Here is a 25,907-nt window from a genome sequence, read left to right on the forward strand (position 1 = left end):
TTTTTATAGTTAATTCTTACCCTGTTTCATAAATCCCTATAAACAGTATAAATCCTTTTAAAACCTCTTGTTTTATTAAGAAATCGGGGCATCTTGGTATATTTTTTGACTAATGTTGGACCTATGAATATACAACCTAACAAAAACGCTATAAAAGAGGGATTTGTCACTATAAAAGGAGCTCGACAGAATAATTTAAAAAATGTATCCCTTAAAATCCCCCGGGATGCATTGGTGGTATTTACGGGTATATCGGGATCAGGAAAATCATCACTTGCCTTTGGCACTTTGTATGCCGAAGCACAACGTAGGTATCTCGAATCGGTCTCTCCTTACGCCAGGCGATTATTCAACCAAATGCCCATTCCGGAGGTTGATGAGATTGAAGGATTGCCTCCTGCGGTTGCACTGCAACAACAACGCAGTTCGGGGAGTACGCGATCTTCAGTAGGTTCGGTCACCACTATTTCCAATTTGCTGCGCATGCTTTACTCCCGTGCGGGCGATTATCCAGAAGGGCAATCCATTTTATATGCAGATTCCTTTTCCACTAACACCCCTGAAGGTGCATGCCCCACTTGTCATGGGCTGGGCAGGGTTTATGAAGTAACAGAAAAAAGTATGGTTCCAGATGATACTTTGAGCATCAGGGAACGGGCTATAGATGCATGGCCAAAGGCCTGGCAGGGGAAGAATCTACGCGATATACTGGTAACTTTAGGGTATGATGTGGATATCCCTTGGAAAGAGCTTCCACAGAAAGACCGCGACTGGATTTTATTTACAGATGAACAACCACAGGTGCCTGTTTACAGGGATTTAAACCGCAAAGAAGTTGAAATTGCCTTAGAGGAAAAAAGGCAGCCCAGTTACAAAGGCACGTTTATGGGCGCTAAAAAATACGTCCTTCACACCTTTGCCAATTCACCCAGCGCACTAATGAAAAAGCGCGTATCTGAATATATGTTGAGTGAAAAATGCCCTGACTGTCATGGTAAGCGCCTGCGCAAAGAATCTTTATCAGTAACCTTTGCCGGTTTTGATATCGCAGATATGTCTAAGCAACCCCTTCAAAAATTGCTGGCTATTTTCAGTCCGTATAGCGATGGCTCAGCTCCCGCTTTAGTCAAATTAAAGAAAAACCATCAGGAAAAAGTAATGGTCGCGCAACGCATTGCCGAAGACCTTGTGGGAAGGTTAAACGTTTTGCTGGAACTGGGACTGGGTTATCTTTCTCTGGAGCGAAGTACACCTACCCTTTCTCCTGGTGAACATCAGCGTTTGCGGCTGGCTACCCAGGTACGCAGCAATTTATTTGGCGTTGTTTATGTTCTGGATGAACCTTCTGCCGGCCTTCATCCTGCGGATACGGAAGCTTTACTAAAAACCCTGGATCGGTTAAAAGCAAGTGGCAATTCCATCTTCGTGGTAGAGCATGAGCTTGACGTCATTCGTAATGCAGATTGGCTGGTAGATGTGGGACCAAACGCCGGTGAAGGTGGTGGCGAAATAATATACAGTGGCCCACCAGAAGGATTAAAGGGGGTCTCCAGGTCTAAGACAAAAGAACATCTGTTTAATACCCTTCCCACAAAAAATCCAATACCCCGCAAGCCTTCCGGCTGGTTGAAATTAAAGGATATTACCAGAAACAACCTCGACAAACTTGCGGTTTCATTCCCACTGAATACACTAACGAGCGTTACGGGTATTTCAGGTTCGGGAAAAAGTAGTTTGGTAAGTCAGGCGCTAGTTGATCTAATGGCTGCCCGGCTAGGAAAAAATACAGTTAACGAAGAAGATTCCGAAGATGATCTACAACACGAAATGGTTGAGACCTTAGGAGGAGAAATCGCTGATGGTGGTGATAATATCAAACGCATGGTTGTGGTAAACCAAAAACCCATTGGGAGGACACCCCGTTCCAATCTGGCAACCTACACCGGCTTGTTTGATGTGGTTCGTAAATTGTTTGCCTCAACCAAACTGGCAAAATCCCGTAAATACAAAGCAGGACGTTTCTCTTTTAACGTGGGCAAAGGGCGTTGCTCCAATTGTGAAGGGGAAGGTTTTGTGATGGTAGAGCTCTTATTCCTACCCAGTGTTTACGCACCCTGCCCTGTTTGTAACGGCACGCGCTACAATGATAAAACGCTGGAAGTAACTTATCGTGATAAAAATATCGCAGATGTACTCAACTTAACCGTACGCGAAGCTGTTGAATTTTTTCAGGAAGAAGAGCAGGTTTCTCGCCCACTCCAGGTTTTAAAAGAAGTAGGCCTGGGCTATTTGCGCCTTGGCCAACCAGCAACGGAACTTTCTGGAGGGGAAGCCCAGCGCATAAAACTAGCAAAAGAACTACAACGCGTAAATAGGGGGAATACGCTTTACATCTTAGATGAACCAACTACGGGCCTACATCCCTCTGACGTAGAAAAATTACAGTTTCAGCTAACTAAATTAGTAGATTCTGGCAATACGGTCATTGTTGTGGAGCACGATATGCAAATAATAGCGGCAAGCGACTGGGTGATAGATATAGGTCCAGGAGCTGGAGACGAAGGTGGCAATGTCGTAGCTTCGGGAACGCCTGAAACGGTTGCTAAAAACAAAGAAAGTAAGACTGCAGTATACTTGAAAAAGAAATTAAATGGTACTGCACAGCCTGTTTTTCAATAAGCTGTACGCGCCCTGAGTATTTAAAGCGAATACAAAGGATAATTTAGATTTCAAAATATATAATTACTTCTAAATCAGAAAAAGCCCTGTAAATCTAGGATTTACAGGGCTTTTTCTGACTTTATTAAAATGTCAATCTATGCATTTAATGCATCGTACAATTCTTTGGCGGCTTTAGCAGGATCATCTGCTCCATAAATAGCACCACCAGCTACAGCAACTACCACTCCAGAATCCTTGACAGCTTTAATACTATCTTTATTAACTCCACCAGCAATAGAAACAGGAACTCCTGCTCTAGTAGCCTCGTCAATCAAAACCTGGATAGAGTAACCATCCTGCCCCTGCTCATCAAGACCAGCATGCAATTCAACAAACGCTACACCCAGTTCTGAAACTTCGCGTGCGCGTTTTACGCGGTCCTTTACACCTATGGTATCAACAACCACAGCCCTACCATGTTTTTTCGCTGATTCCACAGCGCCTATAATAGTAGAATCGTCTATAGATCCTAAAATGGTAACATAGTCCGCACCAGCCTCAAAAGCTAAATCTGCTTCCAGTCCTCCTGCATCTGCAGTTTTAAAATCAGCAAACACTTCTTTATCTGGAAATGCATCTTTCATAGCTCTTATAACAGCTACCCCCTCACTCTTAATAAGTGGTGTGCCCAATTCTATAATATCTATGTAAGGAGCTACTTTTTTTGCCAGAGCCAGGGCATCTTCTGTTTTTAATAAATCAATTGCTACTTGTAACTTAGCCATAACGTTTTCTATTTTAATTGTTTATGTTGCATTCTCGGTTATTCCATATTTGCGTGACGCTCATAAAGCGTTTCTGCAGTACTGCCGTCAATCTTCCACAAGGTTTGTATCAAAGCGTCGAAGTATAGAAGCAATGCCTGTTCAAAAAGACTGCCTGCATATTGCTCCGAAACCGTGTTTTGATGTTGTTGTTTTTTTGCGGCAGGTAAAACGACAATATAATCTGCTTTCTTTGCCAGGGGGGATTCTTCATCTGTCGTGAAAGCTATTACAGTCGCTTTCTCTTTTTTTGCGGTTTCAGCTGCACGCAGTACACTGGTTGTGGTACCAGAACCAGAACCAGCGATCAATAAATCCCCTTTTCCTATGGCTGGCGTGGTGGTTTCTCCTACAACGTATGCCTCAAAGCCCAAATGCATCAATCGCATGGCCGCAGCTTTCATCATAAGTCCGCTACGTCCCATTCCCATAAAGAAAATAGCATTGGCCTTTTTAATTGGGGATACAATCGAAGCAAAAGTTTTGAAATCAACATGTTTTACCAATTCTAAATGCTCTTTTAATATGGCATCCATGGCATGTTCATTCCATAGCTTCAATTCTTCTTTTGTTGGTTCTTTCATTGGTATTGTTTAATTGGTTAGGCAAAATTACACTGCTCATCCTCGCTGCGATGTTACAATCTGACAGATGTATGGTACTATTTGCCCATTGCGTATAAATATTTGTTAATAAGGCCTAATTTTGTGGTACTATATGGAACCTATTGGGTTCGATGATGTGAATAATATAAATTTTCAAACCCCTTTGATAACATGCTAAGCGATAAGACGATATATATTCGTGATCTTACAAATTGTCCACCTTCCTATCTTAATGATCCCGGAAGGCGCGATTTTTTTGAAATCGTCTGGTTGAGGAATGAAAAAGCGCTCCACGAACCTCAGCATGATTTTCAAACCTTGCGGGGGGACTGGATCTATCTTATTCCACCCTATCGGGTGCACCAACTCAACAAAGCGGGCAAGAAAGGTGTTCTTATTTCCTTTAAACAAGAGCTGTTAGAAGATGATTTGAAGGAATTTTTACTGGACGTATTCCGCATTTTTAATGTTCAGGGCGAATTTTCCTGTCTTCAGGTAAATCAGGAAAGCGAGAAGACCTTGCGCTCCATTTACGATCTCATGCAGGAAGAATATGATCAGCAACAGGCCAACCTAACGATGATTAGGGCACTTCTCAAGGTTTTTCTACTCAAACTTATTCAGCTCAAAGAACATCATTTTACCTTGCAGGATATCAATGAAAAAAGGATCTATGAGTTCATGATGCTTTTAGAAGGGAATTTTTCAGATAAAAGAAAAGCCCAATTTTATGCTGAAAAAATGGGTTTGAGCACAAAAAGACTGAACCAGATATTAAAAGAAAAACTAGATAAAACCGCAGTACAGCTTATACACGATAGGATTATTCTGGAAGCAAAGCGGCAGATCATTCACAGCAAACATACGTTGAAGGAGATCGCTTATGACCTACAATTTAAAGATCCCTCTTATTTTAGCCGGTTTTTTAAATTGCACACCCAGCAGACACCAAATGAATTTCAGGATAAAGTGAATCAACATATTATAGCCTACAAAAACACCCTTTACGCTCAGGAATAGCACCTTATATTAAGGTACATTATAATAGCTAAAACATTAATCTCTAAAAATGATCGAAAAATGGCTATAATCTGCTATTTTTAGCGCTAATTCAAGGATTTTGATGATTATGCGAGGTTATTTTAAAAAAATGTAGGTAGGGACTTTTTCGTTAATATCTAGAATATTAACAGCTCGCTGCTATACATGAAGTGCGCTCTAAAACAGATCTTTAATTTCACTATATATTCCAAAGCTGAATTGTCATAAAGGCTAAATCCTTTAAGTCATGCCTTTTTAATGAAAAAAACTATAATAAACACGGAGACCGGCAGTATTGTCAAAGCCTCTGTGATGGATTCAATAACAATTGATTGCGTTATTTTTGGTTTCCGTAATTCTAAACTAGAGGTTCTACTTGCTAAACATGCTGTAGGTATACGTAAAGGGGAATGGGGGCTGCCCGGTGGCTGGATCAAAAAAGATGAAAGCATTGACAATGCCGCAAACAGGTTGCTGCATGAACTTACCGGGATAGAGAACATTTTCCTTGAACAGTTAAGGGCTTTTGGTGATCCTGATCGTTTTCCGGCCGGTAGGATCATAACTATAGGTTATTACGCACTTATAGATACCTCAAAATACGATATCAGACCGGGTTATACTGCCTCAGAAGTCAAATGGTTTATGATAGACCAGATCCCTGAACTTATATATGACCATTCTGAAATACTTCATGTAAGCCTTAAACAATTACGTCGCAGGGTGCGCCAGGCTCCCATAGGTTTTAATCTCCTGCCAGAAAGTTTTACCTTGTTACAACTGATGCAGCTTTATGAAGAAATTCTGGGAGTCTCCATGGATAAACCCAATTTCCGAAGAAAAATCCTGAGTATGAAATTATTGGTTGATCTGAAAGAAAAAGAAAAAAATGTATCGCACCGAGCGGCAAAATTATATCGTTTTGATGATGAAATCTATCGCAAACTGACCGAAAAAGGCTTCAATTTCGAATTTTGACAGTTACCCTATATTCAAAAAAAATACCAGATCTTTAAAAATCAAAAAGCTCCTTTTTAATTAAAAGGAGCTTTTTGATTAATAGTATGAATCAAAATTTTAGTATCCAGGATTCTGATCTGCAGAAGTCATGTTTTCATTAGAGCTAATCTCTGCATTTGGAATGGGCAACAGTTCGCTTTTGCCAGTTTGAAAACCAAATTGTCCCAATACCTCAGCTGCCATTCCCCAACGTACAAGATCTGCAAAACGAACCTGTTCTCCTGCTAATTCTACCTTACGCTCATGTACGATTGCATCAAATACCTGCTGCTTAGAAAGTGTATCCTCTAAATCAGACAGCCCAGCGCGTTCCCTCACCTGGTTGATATAGCCTGTTGCGGTTACCTGATCTCCCAGTTCATTGGCGCTTTCGGCCATCATTAAAAGAACATCTGCATAGCGAATTACTTTCATATTGATCCCAGATGCCTGGTCCTCGTTGGTATCTTTGTAGTAATTCTGATATTTTCTCCAGGCTGCCCTGCGATTATTAGGAATAGAGTTGATTGCAACCCCGGCTCCTGTGGTATCCCCCACTACATAGAAAGTTTCATCAAAGCGTATGTCATCATCTTCATACTCATCAATAAGATTATCTGCCGGATAGACGTTGAACCAGTCAAACATACCATATTCCTGCCCACGGAAAGTAACCTCATTAGGTCCTGCCCCACTTACGTTAGAATTCCATTTAGCGCCATCGCCAAGATCATCATTATATTCAACTTCAAAGATAGATTCTGGACCGTGTTCGGTTTCTTCCTGAAAATTATCCTCATAATCAGTTTCCAGGCTATAACCGGTAACTTGATTCAATGCCTGCAATGCACTTTCATAATTTTCACGATACAGGTAGACTTTTCCCAACAACGCGTATGCAGCACCTTTTGTGGCCCTTCCTTGTTCCTCGGCACCCTTGTCAAGTAAGGTAGTAGAAGCTTCCTGAAGATCTTTGATGATTTGATCATATACCTGCTCTTTAGGAGATCTGGGTACACCTTCTCCAGCTTCTGATATTGTCGTAATTAAAGGAACATCCCCAAAACGTGTTACCAGATAGAAATAATACAGCCCTCTTAAAAATTTTGCTTCCCCTAAAAATTTATCTTTTCTTGATTGCGTTAGAAAAGACTCAGGAATAGCATTTATGGCCTCCTCGTTGTTGAGTACAAAATTGGCCTTATTGATTCCTCTAAAGCAGCTATCCCAATATTCTGTTATACCACCGTGACTGGAATCAAAAGAGAAATTAAGATATTCTACCTTATCTGCTTCTAATTGTGAATTACCCGCATTTTCATGTGCCATATTATCCATCATAAAATACATATGCCTGGTATACATGCCAATTGTTTGCAGGTTCGCATAAATTGCATTAACAGAGGCTTGCACCTGGGATTCATTTTTAAAAAATGTTTCCGGTGAAAGTTGATTTGGGTTTGTAAGCTCCAGATCGCTTTCGTTACAGGAATTGATAAGGAATATACCCCCTAAAAAAACCATGATTATTTTTATTTTTTTCATAACATTATTTTTTTAAAATGATAGTTGTAATCCGAAGAGAAAGGACTTCGGCTGTGGGTAATTTCCGCGATCTATACCCAGTTCATAAGCACTTGAATTGATCACTGTAGAGTTACCCACTTCAGGATCTAGACCAGAATATCCTGTAAGGGTAATTAGGTTTTGACCACTTACGTATACCCTGCACTTACTTATGTAGTCTTTAAAAAACCGTAGAGGTATTGAATATCCAAGAGTCACATTTCTCAAACGGGTATAGGAGCCATCTTCAATAAAACGATCTGATGCAGATACATTTTGACCCGCACCCAGAGCGCGAGGAATTTCAGTGGATGTGTTTGGTCCCGTCCAGCGATCAAGGACCGCAGTACCAGAATTAAATAATCGTGTCATCCCCTGAAGATCATAAATATTGGTATTATATACATCATTACCGGCAACACCACTTACAAAAACGTTAATGTCAAAATTTTTATAGTTGGCATTGGCATTAAAACCATAGGTAACATCAGGGTATGGATTTCCAATTTTAGTTCGGTCATCGGCATTTATGGCACCGTCACCATTAGTATCAATAAACCGGATGTCTCCAGGTTTTACAATAGTCTGATCTGGATTTGCAGTAAATACCGCATCTACCTCGCCCTGGTTTTGATAAATACCATCAGTACGCAGGCCATAGAAATAAAATAAGGGCTCACCCACGGTAATCCTGGAAAGATTTTCACCTTCAAAGCCACCTCCATTAATTTCAGCTACGGTACCCAATGACTTTACTTCATTGGTACTGCTACCTAAATTCAAACTGGCTGACCAGGTAAAATCCCCTTCATAATCATTGTAGCCTAGGTTCATTTCAAAACCTTTGGTCTCAACAGAACCTACATTTTCAGTAATATTAGGATCATTGAACCCTAAGGATACAGATAAAGGCCTATTGATAAGTAAATCGTCACTCTCATTTTTATAATATTCAAGGGAGAGCGTTAATTTTTCATTGAAAAGTCCCATATCCAATCCCAGGTTCAACATAGTCGTTTCCTCCCATTTAAGGTTTGGGTTAGGCAATCCATTAGCCGTTGTACCATCTGCAGCGCCCCCAGCGATAGGATAAATAAAATCTGTAATCAAAGTAGCACTGTAGCGATAATCCCCTATTTTATCATTACCTACTACCCCATAACTTCCTCTCAATTTTAAGTTGCTGAATTTAGTATCCTGCATAAATGATTCCCGTGCTATGTTCCAACCCAGTGAAACCGATGGAAACCAACCCCATCTGTTATTAGGACCAAATCGTGAAGACGCATCTCTCCTTATAGAGGCAGAAAACAGATATTTTAAGTCATAATCATAATTTAAACGACCTAAATAACCAATACGGTTATACTCTGAAGAGGCAGAGCTTAAACCGGCCCCTGTGAGTGAAAGTTGATTAACTTCATCACTAATCGGGTTTTGACTGGTCGCGTTGATACTCTCATTTTTTATCTCTTGTTGTTCTGAGAGCAGCAAGAATTCAAAATTGTGAATATCTGCAACGGTCTTTTTATAGTTAAAGCTATTGGTAAAAGTTAAAGATTGAAAAATACCGGTATTCTTAGTAATTTGTGCAAAATCAAAAAAGTGAGTTGCACCTAAGCTATCATCATTGTATGAGGGAATAAAATTACTGTTTTTGAAATTACTGTAATCCAGTCCTACTTGAGATCTAAACGTAAGTCCCTCAACTATTTTATATTCTCCAAATACACTTCCAGTAATGGAAACCGATTTATTGATGGCTTCCCCCAGAGTTTGTGCCCGTACGGGATTTACCGCATCCTGCCCGTCTATAGAGCTGTTGGGGCCTTGAAAACCACCATTATTATTAACATTATAAACAGGAAGATAAGGAGCAGCTTTAATTGCATGCTCAATTAGCGAGCGACCTCCATCTGCACGTTCGGGATTCTGAACGTTAAACGAAATACCCATGGTCTCCCCAAAACTGAATTTACCTGTGGTAAAATTACTGTTGGCTCTAAAGGAAAACCGCTCAAACTCGGTTTCTATAATTGCACCTTCCTGATTCAAGTAACCAGCAGAGAACCTGAAATTACTGTTCTCACTACCTCCTGAAAGTCCGAGATTATAATTTCTTATCACCCCGGTACGAAATATTTCATCCTGATAATTCACATTATTATCAAGGATATCGGCATATTGAGGATCAGTAAAACGGGCGGGTATAGGATCTGTTATTGCCCTTGCATAACCTATATATTGATCAGTATTAAGCACATCATAACGCTGATCTATAAATTGAGTCCCGGTGTAAGCATCAAAAGTCAGTTTTGTAACTCCCGACTTAGAACCTTGTTTCGTGGTTACTAATACCACACCGTTAGAACCCTGTGAACCATAAACCGCTGTAGTAGAAGCATCTTTTAACACCTGGATGGATTCTATATCGTTTGCATTTAGATTTCCGATACCTGCGGAAATTACACCATCAATCACATAAAGCGGTGAATTGTTATTGGGCGTTCCCAATCCTCTAATGCGCACTTCAGGAGAAACACCGGGGGAACCACTGTTTATAACACTTACCCCTGCTGCTCTCCCCTGCAAAGCCTGATCTGCCGTTGCAACAGGTAAACTTGATATCTCTTCTGAATCAACAGATGATATTGCTCCCGTCACGGCTGCTCTGGATTGTGTACCGTAACCAATAACAACAACATCCTCTAGGGATGTAGAATTCTCTTCTAGTGTTACATCAAGACTTGTTCTGTTATCTAAAGGGATTTCCTGAGGATTGAACCCTACATAGCTAAATACGAGCGTTGCACCGGAATCTACATTCGCAAGTGAGTAATTCCCGTCAAAATCTGTTGTGGTACCATTTGTTGTACCTTTTACGATAACATTGGCGCCAGGTAACGGCCCTGTGTTATCTGAAACGATTCCTGTTATTGTTTGCTGTGCAGTAATCAGACCAAAGGTTAGAAAACCGAAAACAAACAAAATAAGATCGGAGTATTTCTTCTTCATAAATTGATTATTTAATTAGTTCTTATAGTCATCTAAACTATAATAAATAATGCAACTACGCAAACGTTTTCATAATTTAATCAATGTTTTATTATAAAGAACGTAACTACCGTATAAATCACTAAAAGTTAATTGATTATATTCGTGACGTATAAAAATGAGTAAGTTAACCTAAAAATCCAATCTGATCCAGTGAATTTGAATTCCCTGGATCAGATTGGATCTCATGATATAAAATTTACTTGAAAAATGGACTGGACTTTTAAGGTCAAATTCCATTGAAACTCTTAAAAAAAAGATAGAAGTTGATAAGGTTTATTTAAAAGTGGCCAATTTTTCTTCAAGGCACTCTTTCCATTTATCATAAGCCTTTTGATAATCTTCTTTTTTTTCTGATAAAGGTTTATAAACATGCTCTACCTTATCTGTAGCGGTAGCCTCATCAAAACTTGCAAAAGCGCCAGCAGCATAAGCTGCTGCGCGTGCAGCTCCTACAGATCCCGTAGTTTCGGTGATACTTATATTTTTACCTACAAGTGTCGCGATCGTATTGGAAAATACCGCAGAACGAAAAAGATTATCATTACCGGCCTTTATGGTAGTAAGTTCAATGCCATCGCCCTGTAAAATTTGCAAACCATAAACAAAAGAAAAAGCAATCCCTTCAAGAGCGGCCCTAAACAGATGCTTCTGCTGGTGTATATTGAAATTAATTCCATTCATGCTACTGCCCAGATTCCTATTCCTGAGCATACGCTCCGCCCCGTTTCCAAAGGGTAGGATCATAAGTCCATCAGATCCTATCGTCACTTCTTCGGCTAAAGCGTTCATTGCACCATAATCCATCGCATCGGTAAGTTGGTTTCGCATCCAGCTGTATTGAATTCCCGTACCATTTATACAGAGCATTTTACCAATGCGTGGAGCATTTTCATCATGGTTAACATGCGCAAAACTATTGATACGCGTGGATTCTTTTGTCCTGATTTGATCAGAAATGGCATAGACCACACCGCTTGTGCCACCGGTAGCGGCAATTTCACCTGGTTTAAAAACATTGAGCGCTAGCGCGTTATTAGGTTGATCACCAGCGCGATACATTACAGAAATACCCTTGGTTAACCCGGTTTGTTCAGCGGCCTGTTGCGTGACGCTGCCCTGATCAGAAAAAGTAGGTACAAGTTCAGGAATTAAATCTGTATGAATCCCTGCTTCGGCAAAAAGCCAATCTGCAGGTGCATGTTTGGTAAAATCCCATGCAATCCCTTCAGAAAGTCCAGAGGGTGTCGTAGTGATCGCACCGGTAAGTTTCATGGCAATATAATCCCCGGGCAACATAAATTTATCTACGCGCTTATAAAGTTCGGGTTCATTCTCCTTAACCCATTTTAACTTTGATAATGTAAAATTTCCAGGGGAATTCAAGAGTTGGCGTTCACATTTTTCGGTTCCTGCCTTTTCAAATAAATGTTCTCCTGTATCTACCGCCCTGCTGTCGCACCATATTATAGAGGGTCGCAATATTTTTTGTTCCTTATCTACAAGTACCAGACCGTGCATTTGATAGGAAATTCCTATACCCTTTATTTCCCTGGTATCAACTTCTGTATTCTTGAGTAGTTGCTGGGTTGCTATACAGAGGTTCTCCCACCACGATTCCGGGTCCTGTTCCCCCCACCCCGATTTAGGAGAGCGTATTTGCATTTCAACTTTGGGATATTGTGCAGTATCCACAACATTTCCATTTTCATCATTGATCAAAGCTGCTTTTATAGAGGAGCTTCCTATATCATATCCTATCCAGAACATAGTGTAATAATTTAAATCCTATTGAACAAACGAAATCGATTGCATGTAATTTGTGCAAATTTCCAAATTCCCCCATGCAATTGACCACAATATAAAAATTAAATCTCTAATTTGGCCAAAACCCACAAATAATGATCCTTTAGCTGATATGATCCATATTAATTTACTTTTGAGGGTATTATATACATGGTAACTTTACACTTTTACTTACATGAACAAAAAAAAGGAAATTACTATATACGATATTGCAAAAAAACTGAATTTTTCCCCATCTACGATATCAAGAGCCTTAAACGATCACCACAGTATCAGTGATAAAACTATAAAACTCATTAAGGCCACCTCCCAGACGATGGGCTATAGACCCAATACTATTGCGGCAAGCCTACGCAACAATAAAAGTAAAACACTTGGGATTATGATCCCGCGCATTAACAGGCCATTTACCGCATCCCTGATTAGCGGTGTTGAAGCTACCGCAAGGCAGGCCGGTTTTAACGTGATTATTACACAGAGCAATGATAGTTACGAAAATGAGGTGAATAACGCCAAGGCTCTCTATGATAGTCGTATAATGGGTCTCGTGGTTTCGCTCGCAATGGAGACAAAAGACCTATCACATTTTCAGCAATTTATAGATCAGGGCACACCTATAGCTTTTGTAGATCGCATTCCTAAAGGACTTGACGCTTACTATGTAATCATAGATAATTATATGGCGGGTTACAATGCAACAACACATCTTATAGAACAAGGCTGCACCCGTATTGCACATTTTGCAGGTGCGCAGCACCGCAATATATACAATGAGCGCAGAAAAGGTTATGAGGATGCTTTGCGCGCACATGATATTACCGTAGATCCTGAACTCATCCTTGAATTTAGTACCCTAAGCTCTTCCGAAGGAAAAAAAGCTACCAAAAAACTGATGAAGCTCGTCAACCCGCCTGATGGAATTTTCTCTGCTAACGATACTGCGGCTGTAAGTGCCATTCTTTATGCAAAAAGACATGGTGTGCGAGTACCAGAAGATCTGGCAGTAGTAGGTTTTAACGATGATCCCATCGCTTCAATTGTTGACCCGGCACTTTCTACGATCACCCATCCGGCACAGAAAATGGGGAAAATTGCTACCCAACTTGTTCTTGACCACAGCGACAAAAAACAGGACATCGACCTTACCGATATCAAAATGCTTAGAACAGAACTTAAAATAAGGGCATCTTCCCTCAGAAAAAAAATATCTGCGACTTCCGTCATCCTTGAAGGATAAGGTTTTAAAAAGCAATGATCCTAATCAGAAAACCTCCGTTTTTTATAATAATACGGTGTAAAATGTGTGTTTTTAACCTGTTTTTTCATGACTTAGGGCAAAATTAATACTGAATTTTAATATTTTAGACCTTTTCGCAATCGATTGCTAAAATAATCCTTTATATTAGTTTTGTCAAATTCGACCTTGTAGTCATCTGCACATTAACCCTTAACTTAAATCATTTGAAACCGCATCCTACATTCCTTTTTATACTCGTTTTTTTTGCGGGTCTGCTTCACATAACAGCTTCTGATGGCTATGACCTTTGGCTTCGCTATGTTCCCATAGAAAACCAGACCGTGTTGACCGACTATCAGGATATTTTCAGATCTGTTTATTTTGAAGGTGACAGTGATAAACACCTTGTTTCAAAAGATGAACTTAAACGTGGTACTCAGGGTATGCTTGGGCAAGAAATAGAACTGCTACCTTCCTATTCTGATAAGAATACCCTGGTCATCGCTCCTGCAACAAACTTAAATGAAGTTCTTTCTGCTGGGCTGAAAAAAGATCTAAAAACTATTGGAAAAGAGGGTTTTATAATAAAAACAGTACAAAATAAAGGTAAAAATATCCTCGTTGTTACGGCTAATACTTCAACGGGAATCTTATATGGAACGTTCAGATTTCTGATGTTGATGCAACAAAATCAGGATTTTTCAGCTATAAATCAGGTGGAGAAGCCAAAAGTTGACCTGCGCATCCTCAATCACTGGGACAATCTGGACCGCACCGTAGAACGTGGTTATGCTGGTTTTTCTATATGGAACTGGCAAAAGCTTCCGGGTTTTATTGATCAGCGTTATATTGATTATGCCCGTGTCAATGCATCTATTGGGATTAATGGTACCGTACTTACTAATGTAAACGCAAACGCGCTTGTCTTGACACCTCAATATATAGAAAAAGTCGCTGCGCTGGCTGATGTGTTTCGACCTTATGGCATAAAAGTGTACCTAACAGCACGTTTTTCTGCCCCCATTGAAATTGGCGGACTAGAAACTGCTGATCCGCTTGATCCAAAAGCAAAACAGTGGTGGAAAGACAAAGCTGATGAAATCTACAAGAAAATACCTGATTTTGGCGGTTTTTTGGTAAAAGCCAATTCAGAAGGACAACCAGGTCCGCAAAATTACGGCCGTAACCACGTGGATGGTGCAAACATGCTTGCCGAAGCAGTAGCACCTCATAACGGAATTGTGATGTGGCGCGCGTTTGTCTATTCCGAAGATGACGCGACAGATCGTGCAAAACAAGCTTTTAGTGAATTTGTACCTATGGATGGCAAATTTCTGGACAATGTGATCATACAGGTCAAGAACGGCCCAATCGATTTTCAACCACGGGAACCTTTTCACCCCATGTTTGGCGCCATGCCAAAAACACCGCTAATGATCGAATTTCAGAATACACAGGAATATCTGGGCTTTAGCACACATCTGGCCTATTTACCAAAATTATATGAAGAAGTGTTACAGGCTGATACATACCAAAAAGGAAAAGGATCCACCGTTGCCAAGGTTATTGATGGTTCGCTTCATGATAAAAAACTCACGGGAATGGCCGGAGTGGCCAATATAGGAACCGATATCAATTGGACCGGGCATCCATTCGCGCAGGCAAACTGGTACGGTTTTGGTCGGCTTGCCTGGGATCCTGAACTTGATTCCCGTGTTATCGCAAAAGAATGGCTTCGGGCTACTTTTTCCAATAATGAAGAATTTGTAGATACGATGGCAAAGGTCATGATAGATTCGCGCGAAGCGGTGGTTAATTATATGACACCGCTGGGGCTGCACCATATGATGGCCACGGGTCACCATTATGGCCCGGGCCCTTGGGTGGACAACCTTTCCAGACCAGACTGGAATCCGGTTTATTATCATAAAGCAGATAGTCTGGGCATTGGTTTCGATCGTACTAAAAGCGGCAGCGATGCCGTTGATCAATATGCGCCAGAACTGGCCAAAAAATTCAACGACCCCAGAACTACTCCGGAGGAATTATTGCTGTGGTTTCATCACTTGCCCTGGGAGTATACATTAGAGAGTGGTAAATCCTTATGGGACGGTATTGCGCTAAAATACCAGAAGGGTGTTGATGAAGTGAAGACGATGGCAAACACCTGGAAAAAAATGCAACCCTATGTCAACAAAGAACAATTTGAAGAGGTACGCATGTTGCTGGAGATTCAGCTGAAAGAGGCCAAATGGTGGCGCGATGCGTGCCTGCTCTATTTTCAGCAATTCTCACAAAAACCACTACCGGAAGGAGTAGAAAAACCAGCGGAAAGCCTGGAATATTACGAAGCTTTGCGTTTTCCTTTTGCACCGGGAATACGGCCACAATGGGATTAAGAACACTTTCCTGGGCATTGTGGACTTTTTGACTAACTACCTGGTATCGCACAATAATTAATTTAAAATTCAATCTGTATGCGCATTTTTAATTCAAGAGTTGTATTGCTTCTATTCGCTGTTTCCATAGGGCTTTGTAGTTGCAAAAACGAGACAAAAACCACTAATACTGATGTTGCAAAAACTGATCAGGAAGGATTAAAAGACTATTACAAAGAGTATTTTCCCATGGGAGTGGCCGTATCCCCACGCGCGCTAAAAGATTCTTCGCAGGCAGCACTCATTACAACACAATTTAAGAGCATGACTCCTGAAAATGTAATGAAAATGGGACCGCTCCACCCGGAGCAAAACCGCTACAACTGGGGACCTGCCGATGAGATCATCGCTTTCGCGGAAGCTAATGATATGATCGTTCGCGGCCATAACCTGATCTGGCACCAGCAATATCCCGACTGGTTTTTTAAGGATGCAGACGGGAATCAAATTACAAAAGACACACTCTATACCCGCATGAAAAAACATATTACAGATGTGGTTTCCCGCTATAAAGGCAAAATCTACGCCTGGGATGTGGTGAATGAAGCAGTTTCTGATGATAGTACCAAAGTATATCGAGAAGAATCGCCTTTTTATAAGATCGCGGGGGAAGACTATCTGGCCAAAGCTTTTGAATATGCCCATGAAGCGGACCCGGATGTAAAATTATATTACAACGATTATAACGCAGTGCGGCCCGAAAAAAGGGAGCGTATTTACACCTTGGTCAAAAAACTTGTAGATGCGGGTGTTCCCATAGACGGTGTGGGCATACAGGGGCACTGGTCCATTTTTGAACCTACCGAGGACGAACTCAAAAAAGCGATTGCTCAATACAGTTCCCTGGATCTTGATGTGCAGGTCACTGAACTCGATATTTCGCTTTACAAATGGGAAAAAGAAAGTCGTAAGAAACGGGCAGATGAGCAGGATGATTTTATTCCTGAACTAGAGCAAAAACAGATAGATCAATACGATATGGTTTTCAACGTTTTCAGGGAAAATAAAGGCACGCTTACGGGGGTCACTTTCTGGAATATCTCTGACCAGTACACCTGGCTGGACACCTATCCCGTACCTGGACGTAAAAATTACCCTCTGCTTTTTGACGAGAATTTAAAACCTAAAAAAGCCTTCTATAAAGTAACCGACATCAACGAATAAACCTATGCGATTCAGATCCTTATTTTTTCTATTTCTTTTTATTTTCAGTGCCACTTTAATTGCTCAGAAATCTGGTGATTATGTATCAAAAACACCGGTTTCAGGTGGTTTTTCGCTTATTTCTAAAGGTAAAACGCCTGATTTACTGGTAAGCGAAACAGATTTTCCGGGCATTTTTCGCGTAGCGGAAGATCTGCAAAATGATATGGAAAAAGTAAGCGGTACAAAACCAGAACTTCTAAAAGAGAAAAAAGCGGCAGAAAACCTTATTATCATTGGCACTTTGGGCAAAAGTGAACTTATTGATGATTTGGTTCAAAAAGGTAAAATCAACACCGATTCCCTTACCGGAAAATGGGAGAAATTTACCGCTCAAATCGTGAAGAATCCAATGGAAGGCGTAAAGCAGGCATTGGTCATTGCTGGGAGCGACAAACGCGGTACTATTTACGGGATGTACGACCTCTCCCGGCAACTGGGTGTTTCACCATGGTATTTCTGGGCAGATGTTCCGGTGGAAAAAGAAAGTGAACTGTACATAAAACCGGGGATTTATACCTGCGGCGAACCCAAGGTAAAATACCGCGGTATTTTTCTCAATGATGAGATGCCCGCGCTGGGCGGTTGGGCAGATGAGAATTATGGCGGTTTTACGTCAGGATTTTATGAACACGTTTTTGAACTCATCCTTCGGCTTAACGGGAATTATTTATGGCCTGCCATGTGGGGGCGTATGTTTTATGTAGACGACCCAAAAAATGCCGCCCTGGCCGATGAATATGGCATCGTAATGGGCACCTCACACCATGAGCCGTTGGCTCGCGCACACGCAGAATGGGATCGTTTTGGCGAAGGTGCATGGGATTTTTCTAAAAATGCAGATACGCTTACCAAATTCTGGACCGAGGGGATGCAGCGCCGTGGGAATACAGAAACACTTGTCACTGTAGGGATGCGCGGAGATGGTGACGAACCCATGACACAGGGCACGGCCATAGATCTTCTCGAAACTATTGTTTCCGCGCAACGGGAGATCATCAGTGAGGTGACAAGAAAACCTGCCGAAGAAACGCCGCAACTGTGGGCACTCTACAAAGAAGTACAGGATTATTATGATCAGGGCATGCGCGTGCCCGATGATGTAACGCTCTTATTTTCTGATGATAATTGGGGAAATATCAGAAAGTTACCTGAATTGAATGCTGAACCCCGCAAGGGCGGTTATGGTATTTATTATCATTTTGATTACGTGGGCGGCCCGCGCAATTATAAATGGATCAATACCACGCAAATTGAACGAACCTGGGAGCAAATGCACCTCGCTTATGAATATGGTGTGGATGAAGTGTGGATCGTAAATGTGGGCGATTTAAAACCGATGGAATTCCCGATTTCCTTTTTTCTGGATTATGCCTGGGATCCCGAAGCTATTGATGTGTCAAACCTTCAGCAGTATTATACCGACTGGGCAGCGAAAACGTTCAATGATCAAAAAACGGAAGAAATCGCCGATATTTTGAGGAAATGTACTAAATATAATTCCCGCCGCAAACCGGAAATGATTGACACCACCACCTACAGCCTTTTTCATTACAATGAAGCCGAACGCGTGGTACAATCTTACGATAGCCTTGCGGCGAAAGCCAAAAAAGTAGGAGAAGATTTGCCCTCGGAATATCAGGATGCGTATTATGAGTTGGTTTTATTCCCGGTGCTGGCCAGTGCAAACCTCAATGAACTGTATGTTGCTGCCGCTAAAAACCATTTATATGCCAGCCAGGGACGCGCTGCCACAAACATGTATGCCGAAAAAGTAAAGGAACTCTTTAAAAAAGATGCCGAACTAACCAATTATTACAATACGCAGTTAGCAGATGGCAAATGGGATCACATGATGTCGCAAACCCATATAGGCTATACGTACTGGCAGCAACCGGAAGAAAATACGATTCCCCCAACGAAAACAACCGAACTTCCGGAAGAAGCCTCTTTGGGAGTAGCGCTATCAGGTACTGAACAATGGTGGCCGCACGCAAAGGGAGAGGCACAACTACCCATATTTTATAATTTCAAAGATCAGAAACAAACGATAACCGTATTCAACCGCGGACAAAAAAACCTTGATTTTACCCTAAAATCTGTTCAAAAATGGGTGATTTTACCTGAAAAACAGCAAAAAACGGCACTTCAAAAAGAGATTCCGGTTGGCATTGATTGGGAACAGGCTCCCCCGGGAAAAAGTGAGGGAACTATTATAATTTCTTCTGGTAAGGAAAAGGTTTCCATAAAAGTAAGTATTGAGAATAAACCGGTTGACACTCTTGAGGGCTTTCAGGAAGAGAATGGCTACATTGCTATCGCTGCACCTCGTTTTTCGGCAAAAACGACTGAAAACGGCATAAATTGGATGATTATTGACAATCTGGGCAAAACAGGTTCTGCCATCACGTCCATGCCGGTTTCTGTAAGTACAAAGCAGATAACCGCTACTTCTCCCCGTTTAGAATATACGATTAACCTTGAATCTGCCAACACGGTAGAAGTGCACGCTTATTTCTCTCCCACATTGAATTATACCAGCGGTGACGGACTTTACTATGGTATTGCCATAGATGATGAGCAGCCACAACTTATTAATATACATACGGATAAGAGCGCCCCGGGCTGGAATAAATCGGTCGCTGATAACATTAAAGTTCTCACTACAAAACATAGTATTTCAAAACCTGGAAAACATACCCTAAAATACTTTATGGTTGATGGTGGCGTGGTGCTGCAAAAAATAGTAATTGATACCGGTGGTTTACGAAAAACTTATTTAGGACCTCCTGAAAGTAAAGTTGTGAAATAGGAGCAATTATAATAGATGAGAAAAGGTAAATTTAATTTTTAAAAAAATTATTTTTTGTCAACCTAAATTTGTTTCAGGTTCTCCTGAAATTCCCGAAGTGTGTTATATGATTCTGAAATAAAGCCAGAATGACGGACGGGCAGATTCAGAACGATGGATTTCTAGTTGCTAGAATATCCCCGCTATTTTTTCAGTCAAAATTATGTTGATGTACAGCATTTTAGCTTCCATTTTTTTGATTTAAAAAGAGAAAACTATAGCTGTTTTCTATCTTGCGCAAAGCACCTACAATTAAAAATCCATCATAAGAAGATTATTTTATGATAACAATCTTGTTATGATGGATTGATTTGCTTTATAAGCTTCTAATCTTCAAGCTCTCCAGTGAAATCCTCACTTACATCGCGACCAGCAAGACCATCAGCAACCCCTTTATAGGCATGCTTTCTTTCATAATCAGCATCCCAAACATTTGGGGATTCTTCTGGTAACCAAAATTCATGTTCATCAGCATTGTCAGAAACATTCCATAAGGTGATGCCATATTGTTGCTCTGCTGGTATATTTTCACGGTACATATCCAAAACATATTGATACATAGCAGCTTGATCGGCTAATTGCTCCATTGTGGGTGATGCAGTACCTAACCGCACATCGAGCTCAGAAATCTTTATCATTTTACCGCTAGCGGCAAGTTTATTAAACATCTCCACAATATTGTCCCTATTTGTATCTAGGGAAATATGCATCTGGGTACCAATACCATCAACCATCGCTCCTTGACTTTCTATATATTTGGTATATTCGATCAGTCCATCACATTTCGCTAAGCTGGCTTCAAGATTGTAATCGTTGATAAAAAGAACATCAGTGGGATTACCGTATTGACGTGCTAATTTAAACGCTTTTACCGCATAATCTTCACCTAAATATTTAACCCAATAAAAGTCATCTGCGGCTTGATCTGCTACATTACCATCCCGAAGAGTTCCGCCTTCTTTCATAGGCTCATTCACCACATCCCAAGCGGTAACTTCGCTTTTGTAATGTGTGAGCATTTGAGATATCCAATCTTCCATAGCACCACCGATAAGCTCCTCTTTTTCTTCGTCAGTCTTTTCTATAATAATAGGATCTGTACCGGTACTCACTTCTCCATTGGTCAATACTACATTATCTATATAAAAAGTAGTCGCAGATTCTCCAAAATCGAAAATAAATTTACCACGATCTGCAACAGAAGGGGTAATGGTTCTTACAATCTGCATCCATGAGGTTCCTACTTCAATGGCTCCAGAATAATCAGCAGAGTAATCGGGACTCTGAAATTCTACCTGTATGCTAGATGCAGTCTCGGCTTTGATATAGAATGAAAATGTCAATTCGGTACCTTGTTCAAGTGGTGCGTCAAACTCATATACTTGTTGGGCTTCATAAGATTGAGCAACTGTAGGATTAGTCAATACCATCGCATAACCTGTATCGCCGTATCCAGCCCCTTCTGCAGAAACCTCTCTGGTAGAACTGTTACCATATCCTGTCCAAGGGTCTAATGTACCCGATTCAAAATCCCCATTTGTGATGAGATTTACTGTTTCAGCTTCAGCATCCAGATCAACAACGCTGATATTATTTACATCAATCAAATAAGTTACCCCCGGTAAATAACCCAGGTCAAAATTGAATTTAAAAGTTGTTGCATCTGGCTTTATATCATCTACTGTAAATTTTACCTGTTGCCATTGTGAATTTGTTTCAAAAGCCTCAGTAAATTCTCCTCCGGTATTGTACCAATCTTTATATGGATATTGATTCGTCACATTTGCATCAAAAGAAATTCGGCCTTTACCGGTTAGATCTGATTTGATGTAAAAGGAGATTTCATACTCATGGCTACTTTCCACAGAAATATCAGGTGTAGCAAGTTGGAGGTTATAAGGTTCAGAAGAAGATGCACTCGCAATAAGCTGAATAGCTTTGGAATCGCCAGTTAAGCCTTCATTTTCGACAATTGTTATACCATCACCAGGATTATTGAGTCCCCATCCATTAAAGCTATTATCTTTTAAGCCTGATAAATCAAGGGAATTGGGACCGCTTGAACCGGGAATTACCGTAGGAGCGATCAAGCCGTTTAGGTAATTTGCGTTTTGGTTGGCATGCCATACCAAAGTATGCCCATATACATCAATTCCACCTTCATTTGCCAGTGCCATGAAATTGTCAACAGGTTCAAAATTAATTTCACCCTGAGCATTTACCATTGCACCATGTTTCATGGCATAACCTACGGTTACATCGTCAAAGTTTTCATTGACAAGATTCCTGTAAACATCGTTGCTTGTATACCTATCCATGATAATCCCTGCGCCCAGTACATAATCTGTATATGAATTCAAAACATCATATCTGGTGATCTTCTCTGCTAATTCTAAGGGCAGTTCAGCAGTAGTGACCTTGTTTTCTTCGGCCCGGTCCTGCCACTCCATAATATCGTCTTCACAGGACGATATAAGTAGGGATATTAATGCCAAAATGGGTAATAACTTTATGTATTTCATAGCTTCTTTTTTTAATTATTTTCAACAAATACTATTGAAAATTGAACATAGCATCTTTTATTTTTTATTCAGGAAAATCGGTAACGGTAGGTGTTTCTAACGAAACTATTCTCCAATTATCGGTAAAGACTTTTACGGAAGTGGCTGACGAAAGAAATTCTACATCGCTACTCCCTCTTGTGACATCACTTAACTGAATATCAGAGTTTTCAAAGAAGATGCCGAAATTTTTATAAGTGGCCGATTCTCTAAACGCCAATACATCTTCAAAGGTGTAATCCTCATCATCTTCAAAAAGATAAAAGTCTGTAAAGGGAACGGTAACCGTAGTCCAGCCTTCGGTTTGAAAGGGTTCAATTTCTCCGTCAACGATCCAGGGTACATAATTATAAACACCACCGCTCCATTCGCCGCCATTGAAATTATTTATTAAAAGAATCTTTAAATAACCTGAACCTTCCCATACTTCAGGAACATACACATCAAATTGAAAAGCTACTTCATCAAGTGGCGTTGTCGCTGGAATAAACGGAGTAAACTGAGAACGCCAGTTTTCATTACCGGAGGTAAACACTTCTGAAAGACGATTTTTAGCCGCCTCAAAAGATTCTATACTATCGGGACGGTGTGGCACATAATTACCCTGTGACACATTAATTTCGCCAATAGGGGCAGATTCTAGATTTGCCTGACGGATTGTATTACCAAATTCACCGAGCTCTCCCATACCATCAAAATTGAGGATAATCCCTTCCTTAAAATTAAAATAGGCTGGAGAATAAGCGGGACCATTTGCAGTCTGAATAAAAAGTGAGCCGCCGCTCTCTGAAACACCTTCAGGCATGGTGACGGTAAAAAACTCTGCATCCTCTTCATCGTATGTTATACCCTCTGTCACCACCACATCACCGGGAAAGGTAACGCTACTTACTTCAATTAAACCTGTACCGTATACCGTGATCTGTTCTCCAGGATTGGGCAATGTATTTGATACACTCGTAATTGAAGGCGGGGAAGATCTGATTTCAAATGGAATTACTATTTCATTATTATCATTTGTTAAACGAATGGTATTTCGCAAATCATCTTCTGCTTCTGTAATAGGTGTATCTCCAGAAACGCGTAGTAACATAGATGTTTCTGATACATATACAGGATTAAAAGAAGTCTGAAATCCATTAATATAAGCCCTTTTCAATCCGGTAAACCCAGAACCTTCAATACGTAAAAGTTGACCTAAACGGGCAAATTCCACTTGTCTATCAGGCACAGAAGAGTTAACATCTTCAAGATAGACGCCATCAATGGTAATCACTCCCCCAGCATCATCATCGTTGGAACAGGCTGTAAATATCATCGTTATAAACAGCAGTCCAAACAAGGACATGAAAATCCAATGGGCTTTAGTTTTACTATTATTATTCATATCAATTTATTTTTTAATTGTGCTTTATTGATTTTTCAATTTTAAAACAAGTCTGTTATCCGCTCTTCAGTAAACTCATAAGGAACGGGATCTTCCCTCAACAACGGGTTCTGTACCACTTCAGATTCAGGATAAGGGAGGATAAAAATACTTTCATCAACAACGCCTACCGCACGAGCAGCAGGATCCTGTGTGTCATCTACAGCGACCGTATTAGTTTCTTCATCATAGGTAAATGGGGTAATAGTACCTCTTTCCTGAGCGTCTATATAATTAACAACTTCTTGTTGTTGATAATATGATCTGCGTACCAGATCATACCAAAATTGTCCCTCCATACAAAGCTCAATCCTTCTTTCATGAAATATGTCATCAAAAGTTAGGCTTGTTTTCTCTGCTAATCCCGCTCTAGAGCGTAAGGTATTCACATACATCAATGCAGTCGCATCGGTAGTATTTGCGTTGTTTCCCAAAACAGCTTCAGCATAATTTAAATAAACCTCACCTAAACGTAACATATAGGTATTTAAACCTGAATTTTGCCTTGTGATATCAGGATTATCACTATTTGACCCTACAACACCTTTCTTCACATTTACATAGGTGTTTTCATGATCTACGGTATAACCACCATTTGCCTGACTTATTTCAGGGTAAAAATCACCATCTGCCATCCAAGTATCCTTACGGCGGGTATCATTACTTTCATATTCTTGCAAAATATCATAAGAAGCTCTTGTATAAAACCCATAAGCTGCGTCATCACCTGTAATTTCTGAATTCAGCGCGAAAAAAGCCTGATGGGGATTATTTACACCATATTCCCCATTGGGAACCCATTGTAGTGCAAACATAGATTCCGTATTGTTGTTGTTTTCAACTTTAAACAAGTCAGCATAATCATCTAATAGTGTATAAGGCCCTTCCTCAATCACTCTGGCAGCAGCCATTCTTGCCAAATCCAGAAGCTCTTGATTTCGGGTACCACTATTGGGGTTGTCGCTTAGGCCCGCATAAGAAAGGTAAAAACGTGATAACATGCCATAAGCGCTATATTTTGTAACACGCCCAGCCTGCCCAGCTTGCTCTGGTAAAAATTTTGCTGCATATTCTAAATCCCTTATGGCAAATTCATAGACATCTGCACGGGGGCTTTTGTTTATAATGGGATTGCTAATAATTTCTGCTTGGCTAGTTGTAATGATTGCATCACCCCATAAGGAAGCCAAATACCAATAGGCTGTTCCCCTCATAAAACGTGCTTCAGCGATATATGGTGCTTTCAATTCTTCATCAACGGCACTTTCACTTATTGCGGCAATCGTATTATTAGATTGCTGAATAACGATGTATAATGATCGCCATGCTTCTACCAATGGGCCGGTTAATCCTGTTTCTGTTAAATCGCTAAACGGATAAACATAATCGGAAAAAGGGGCATATAAATTATAAGACCGACCGTCGCCCAATCCGAAATAAAACTTATCGTTAAACGAGAACCAAACCCTATTGTATAAAGGTGCGGTTGCAGCCCTAAAATCTTCTTCAGATTGAAAAAAGTTTTCTTTCGCTATTTGATCCTGCGGTTCTATATCTAGCTCGTCACTACAGCTGTAAAACCCAGCAAATAGCATTATCGCAAGAAGTCTATATATTACTTTTTCTGTATTCATA

General features: G+C 40.5%; 15 protein-coding genes. 7 read left to right on the plus strand and 8 right to left on the minus strand.

The features are described 5' to 3' along the window. Nucleotides 1–123 precede the first annotated feature (123 nt). Nucleotides 124–2,679, plus strand: coding sequence for an excinuclease ABC subunit UvrA (uvrA, locus tag P162_RS02285; protein WP_031425574.1), 2,556 nt, complete (start codon nt 124–126; stop codon nt 2,677–2,679). A gap of 137 nt (nt 2,680–2,816) precedes the next feature. Here uvrA and hxlA read toward each other — a convergent pair whose 3' ends face one another. Continuing rightward, nucleotides 2,817–3,446, minus strand: a complete 630-nt coding sequence (gene hxlA / locus P162_RS02290; protein WP_031425575.1) for a 3-hexulose-6-phosphate synthase — start codon at nt 3,444–3,446, stop codon at nt 2,817–2,819. Nucleotides 3,447–3,484: 38 nt separating this feature from the next. Beyond that, on the minus strand, nt 3,485–4,069 hold the full coding sequence (hxlB, locus tag P162_RS02295) for a 6-phospho-3-hexuloisomerase (protein WP_051907743.1): 585 nt from the start codon (nt 4,067–4,069) through the stop codon (nt 3,485–3,487). A gap of 192 nt (nt 4,070–4,261) precedes the next feature. On the opposite strand from hxlB, the gene P162_RS02300 reads away from it, so the two are divergent. Together P162_RS02300 and P162_RS02305 are read left to right on the plus strand one after the other, a co-directional pair. Next, nucleotides 4,262–5,110, plus strand: a complete 849-nt coding sequence (locus tag P162_RS02300) for a helix-turn-helix domain-containing protein (RefSeq protein ID WP_031425577.1) — start codon at nt 4,262–4,264, stop codon at nt 5,108–5,110. A gap of 279 nt (nt 5,111–5,389) precedes the next feature. Further along, complete coding sequence (locus tag P162_RS02305; RefSeq protein ID WP_031425578.1) at nt 5,390–6,109, plus strand: NUDIX hydrolase; 720 nt, start codon at nt 5,390–5,392, stop codon at nt 6,107–6,109. A gap of 99 nt (nt 6,110–6,208) precedes the next feature. On the opposite strand, the gene P162_RS02310 is transcribed toward P162_RS02305, so the two are convergent. From P162_RS02310 to P162_RS02320, 3 genes are all read right to left on the minus strand, one after another. After that, entirely contained in the window at nt 6,209–7,675 is a 1,467-nt protein-coding gene (locus tag P162_RS02310; protein WP_031425579.1) for a RagB/SusD family nutrient uptake outer membrane protein, read from the minus strand. A gap of 12 nt (nt 7,676–7,687) precedes the next feature. After that, nucleotides 7,688–10,711 carry a SusC/RagA family TonB-linked outer membrane protein gene (locus P162_RS02315; RefSeq protein WP_031425580.1) on the minus strand — a complete coding sequence of 1,008 codons (3,024 nt, stop codon included), beginning with the start codon at nt 10,709–10,711 and terminating at the stop codon, nt 7,688–7,690. A gap of 315 nt (nt 10,712–11,026) precedes the next feature. Continuing rightward, nucleotides 11,027–12,520, minus strand: a complete 1,494-nt coding sequence (locus tag P162_RS02320; RefSeq protein ID WP_031425581.1) for a xylulokinase — start codon at nt 12,518–12,520, stop codon at nt 11,027–11,029. Nucleotides 12,521–12,731: 211 nt separating this feature from the next. On the opposite strand from P162_RS02320, the gene P162_RS02325 reads away from it, so the two are divergent. The 4 genes from P162_RS02325 (at nt 12,732) to P162_RS02340 (ending at nt 20,246) form a co-directional block, all read left to right on the plus strand. Next, nucleotides 12,732–13,793 (plus strand): LacI family DNA-binding transcriptional regulator, encoded by a 1,062-nt coding sequence (locus P162_RS02325; protein ID WP_031425582.1) that lies wholly within the window; start codon nt 12,732–12,734, stop codon nt 13,791–13,793. A 224-nt stretch (nt 13,794–14,017) separates the two neighbouring features. Continuing rightward, entirely contained in the window at nt 14,018–16,192 is a 2,175-nt protein-coding gene (locus P162_RS02330; protein WP_117434191.1) for an alpha-glucuronidase family glycosyl hydrolase, read from the plus strand. Between the two features lie 78 nt (nt 16,193–16,270). Further along, the gene (locus P162_RS02335) at nt 16,271–17,395 is read left to right on the plus strand and encodes an endo-1,4-beta-xylanase (protein WP_035916775.1); all 1,125 of its coding nucleotides are present in this window, start codon (nt 16,271–16,273) and stop codon (nt 17,393–17,395) included. 4 nt (nt 17,396–17,399) lie between these two features. Then, on the plus strand, nt 17,400–20,246 hold the full coding sequence (locus P162_RS02340; protein WP_031425585.1) for a glycosyl hydrolase 115 family protein: 2,847 nt from the start codon (nt 17,400–17,402) through the stop codon (nt 20,244–20,246). Between the two features lie 365 nt (nt 20,247–20,611). Here P162_RS02340 and P162_RS02345 read toward each other — a convergent pair whose 3' ends face one another. The 3 genes from P162_RS02345 to P162_RS02355 all read right to left on the minus strand — a co-directional run bounded on the left by P162_RS02345 (nt 20,612) and on the right by P162_RS02355 (nt 25,906). Then, the gene (locus P162_RS02345; protein WP_031425586.1) at nt 20,612–22,807 is read right to left on the minus strand and encodes an endo-1,4-beta-xylanase; all 2,196 of its coding nucleotides are present in this window, start codon (nt 22,805–22,807) and stop codon (nt 20,612–20,614) included. A gap of 64 nt (nt 22,808–22,871) precedes the next feature. Next, complete coding sequence (locus P162_RS02350) at nt 22,872–24,233, minus strand: glycan-binding surface protein (protein WP_206340674.1); 1,362 nt, start codon at nt 24,231–24,233, stop codon at nt 22,872–22,874. Between the two features lie 41 nt (nt 24,234–24,274). Further along, nucleotides 24,275–25,906, minus strand: a complete 1,632-nt coding sequence (locus P162_RS02355) for a RagB/SusD family nutrient uptake outer membrane protein (protein WP_031425588.1) — start codon at nt 25,904–25,906, stop codon at nt 24,275–24,277. Between the last annotated feature and the right edge of the window lies 1 nt (nt 25,907).

It is taken from the genome of Flavimarina sp. Hel_I_48 (assembly GCF_000733945.1).
In the GTDB taxonomy this organism is placed as follows: domain Bacteria; phylum Bacteroidota; class Bacteroidia; order Flavobacteriales; family Flavobacteriaceae; genus Leeuwenhoekiella.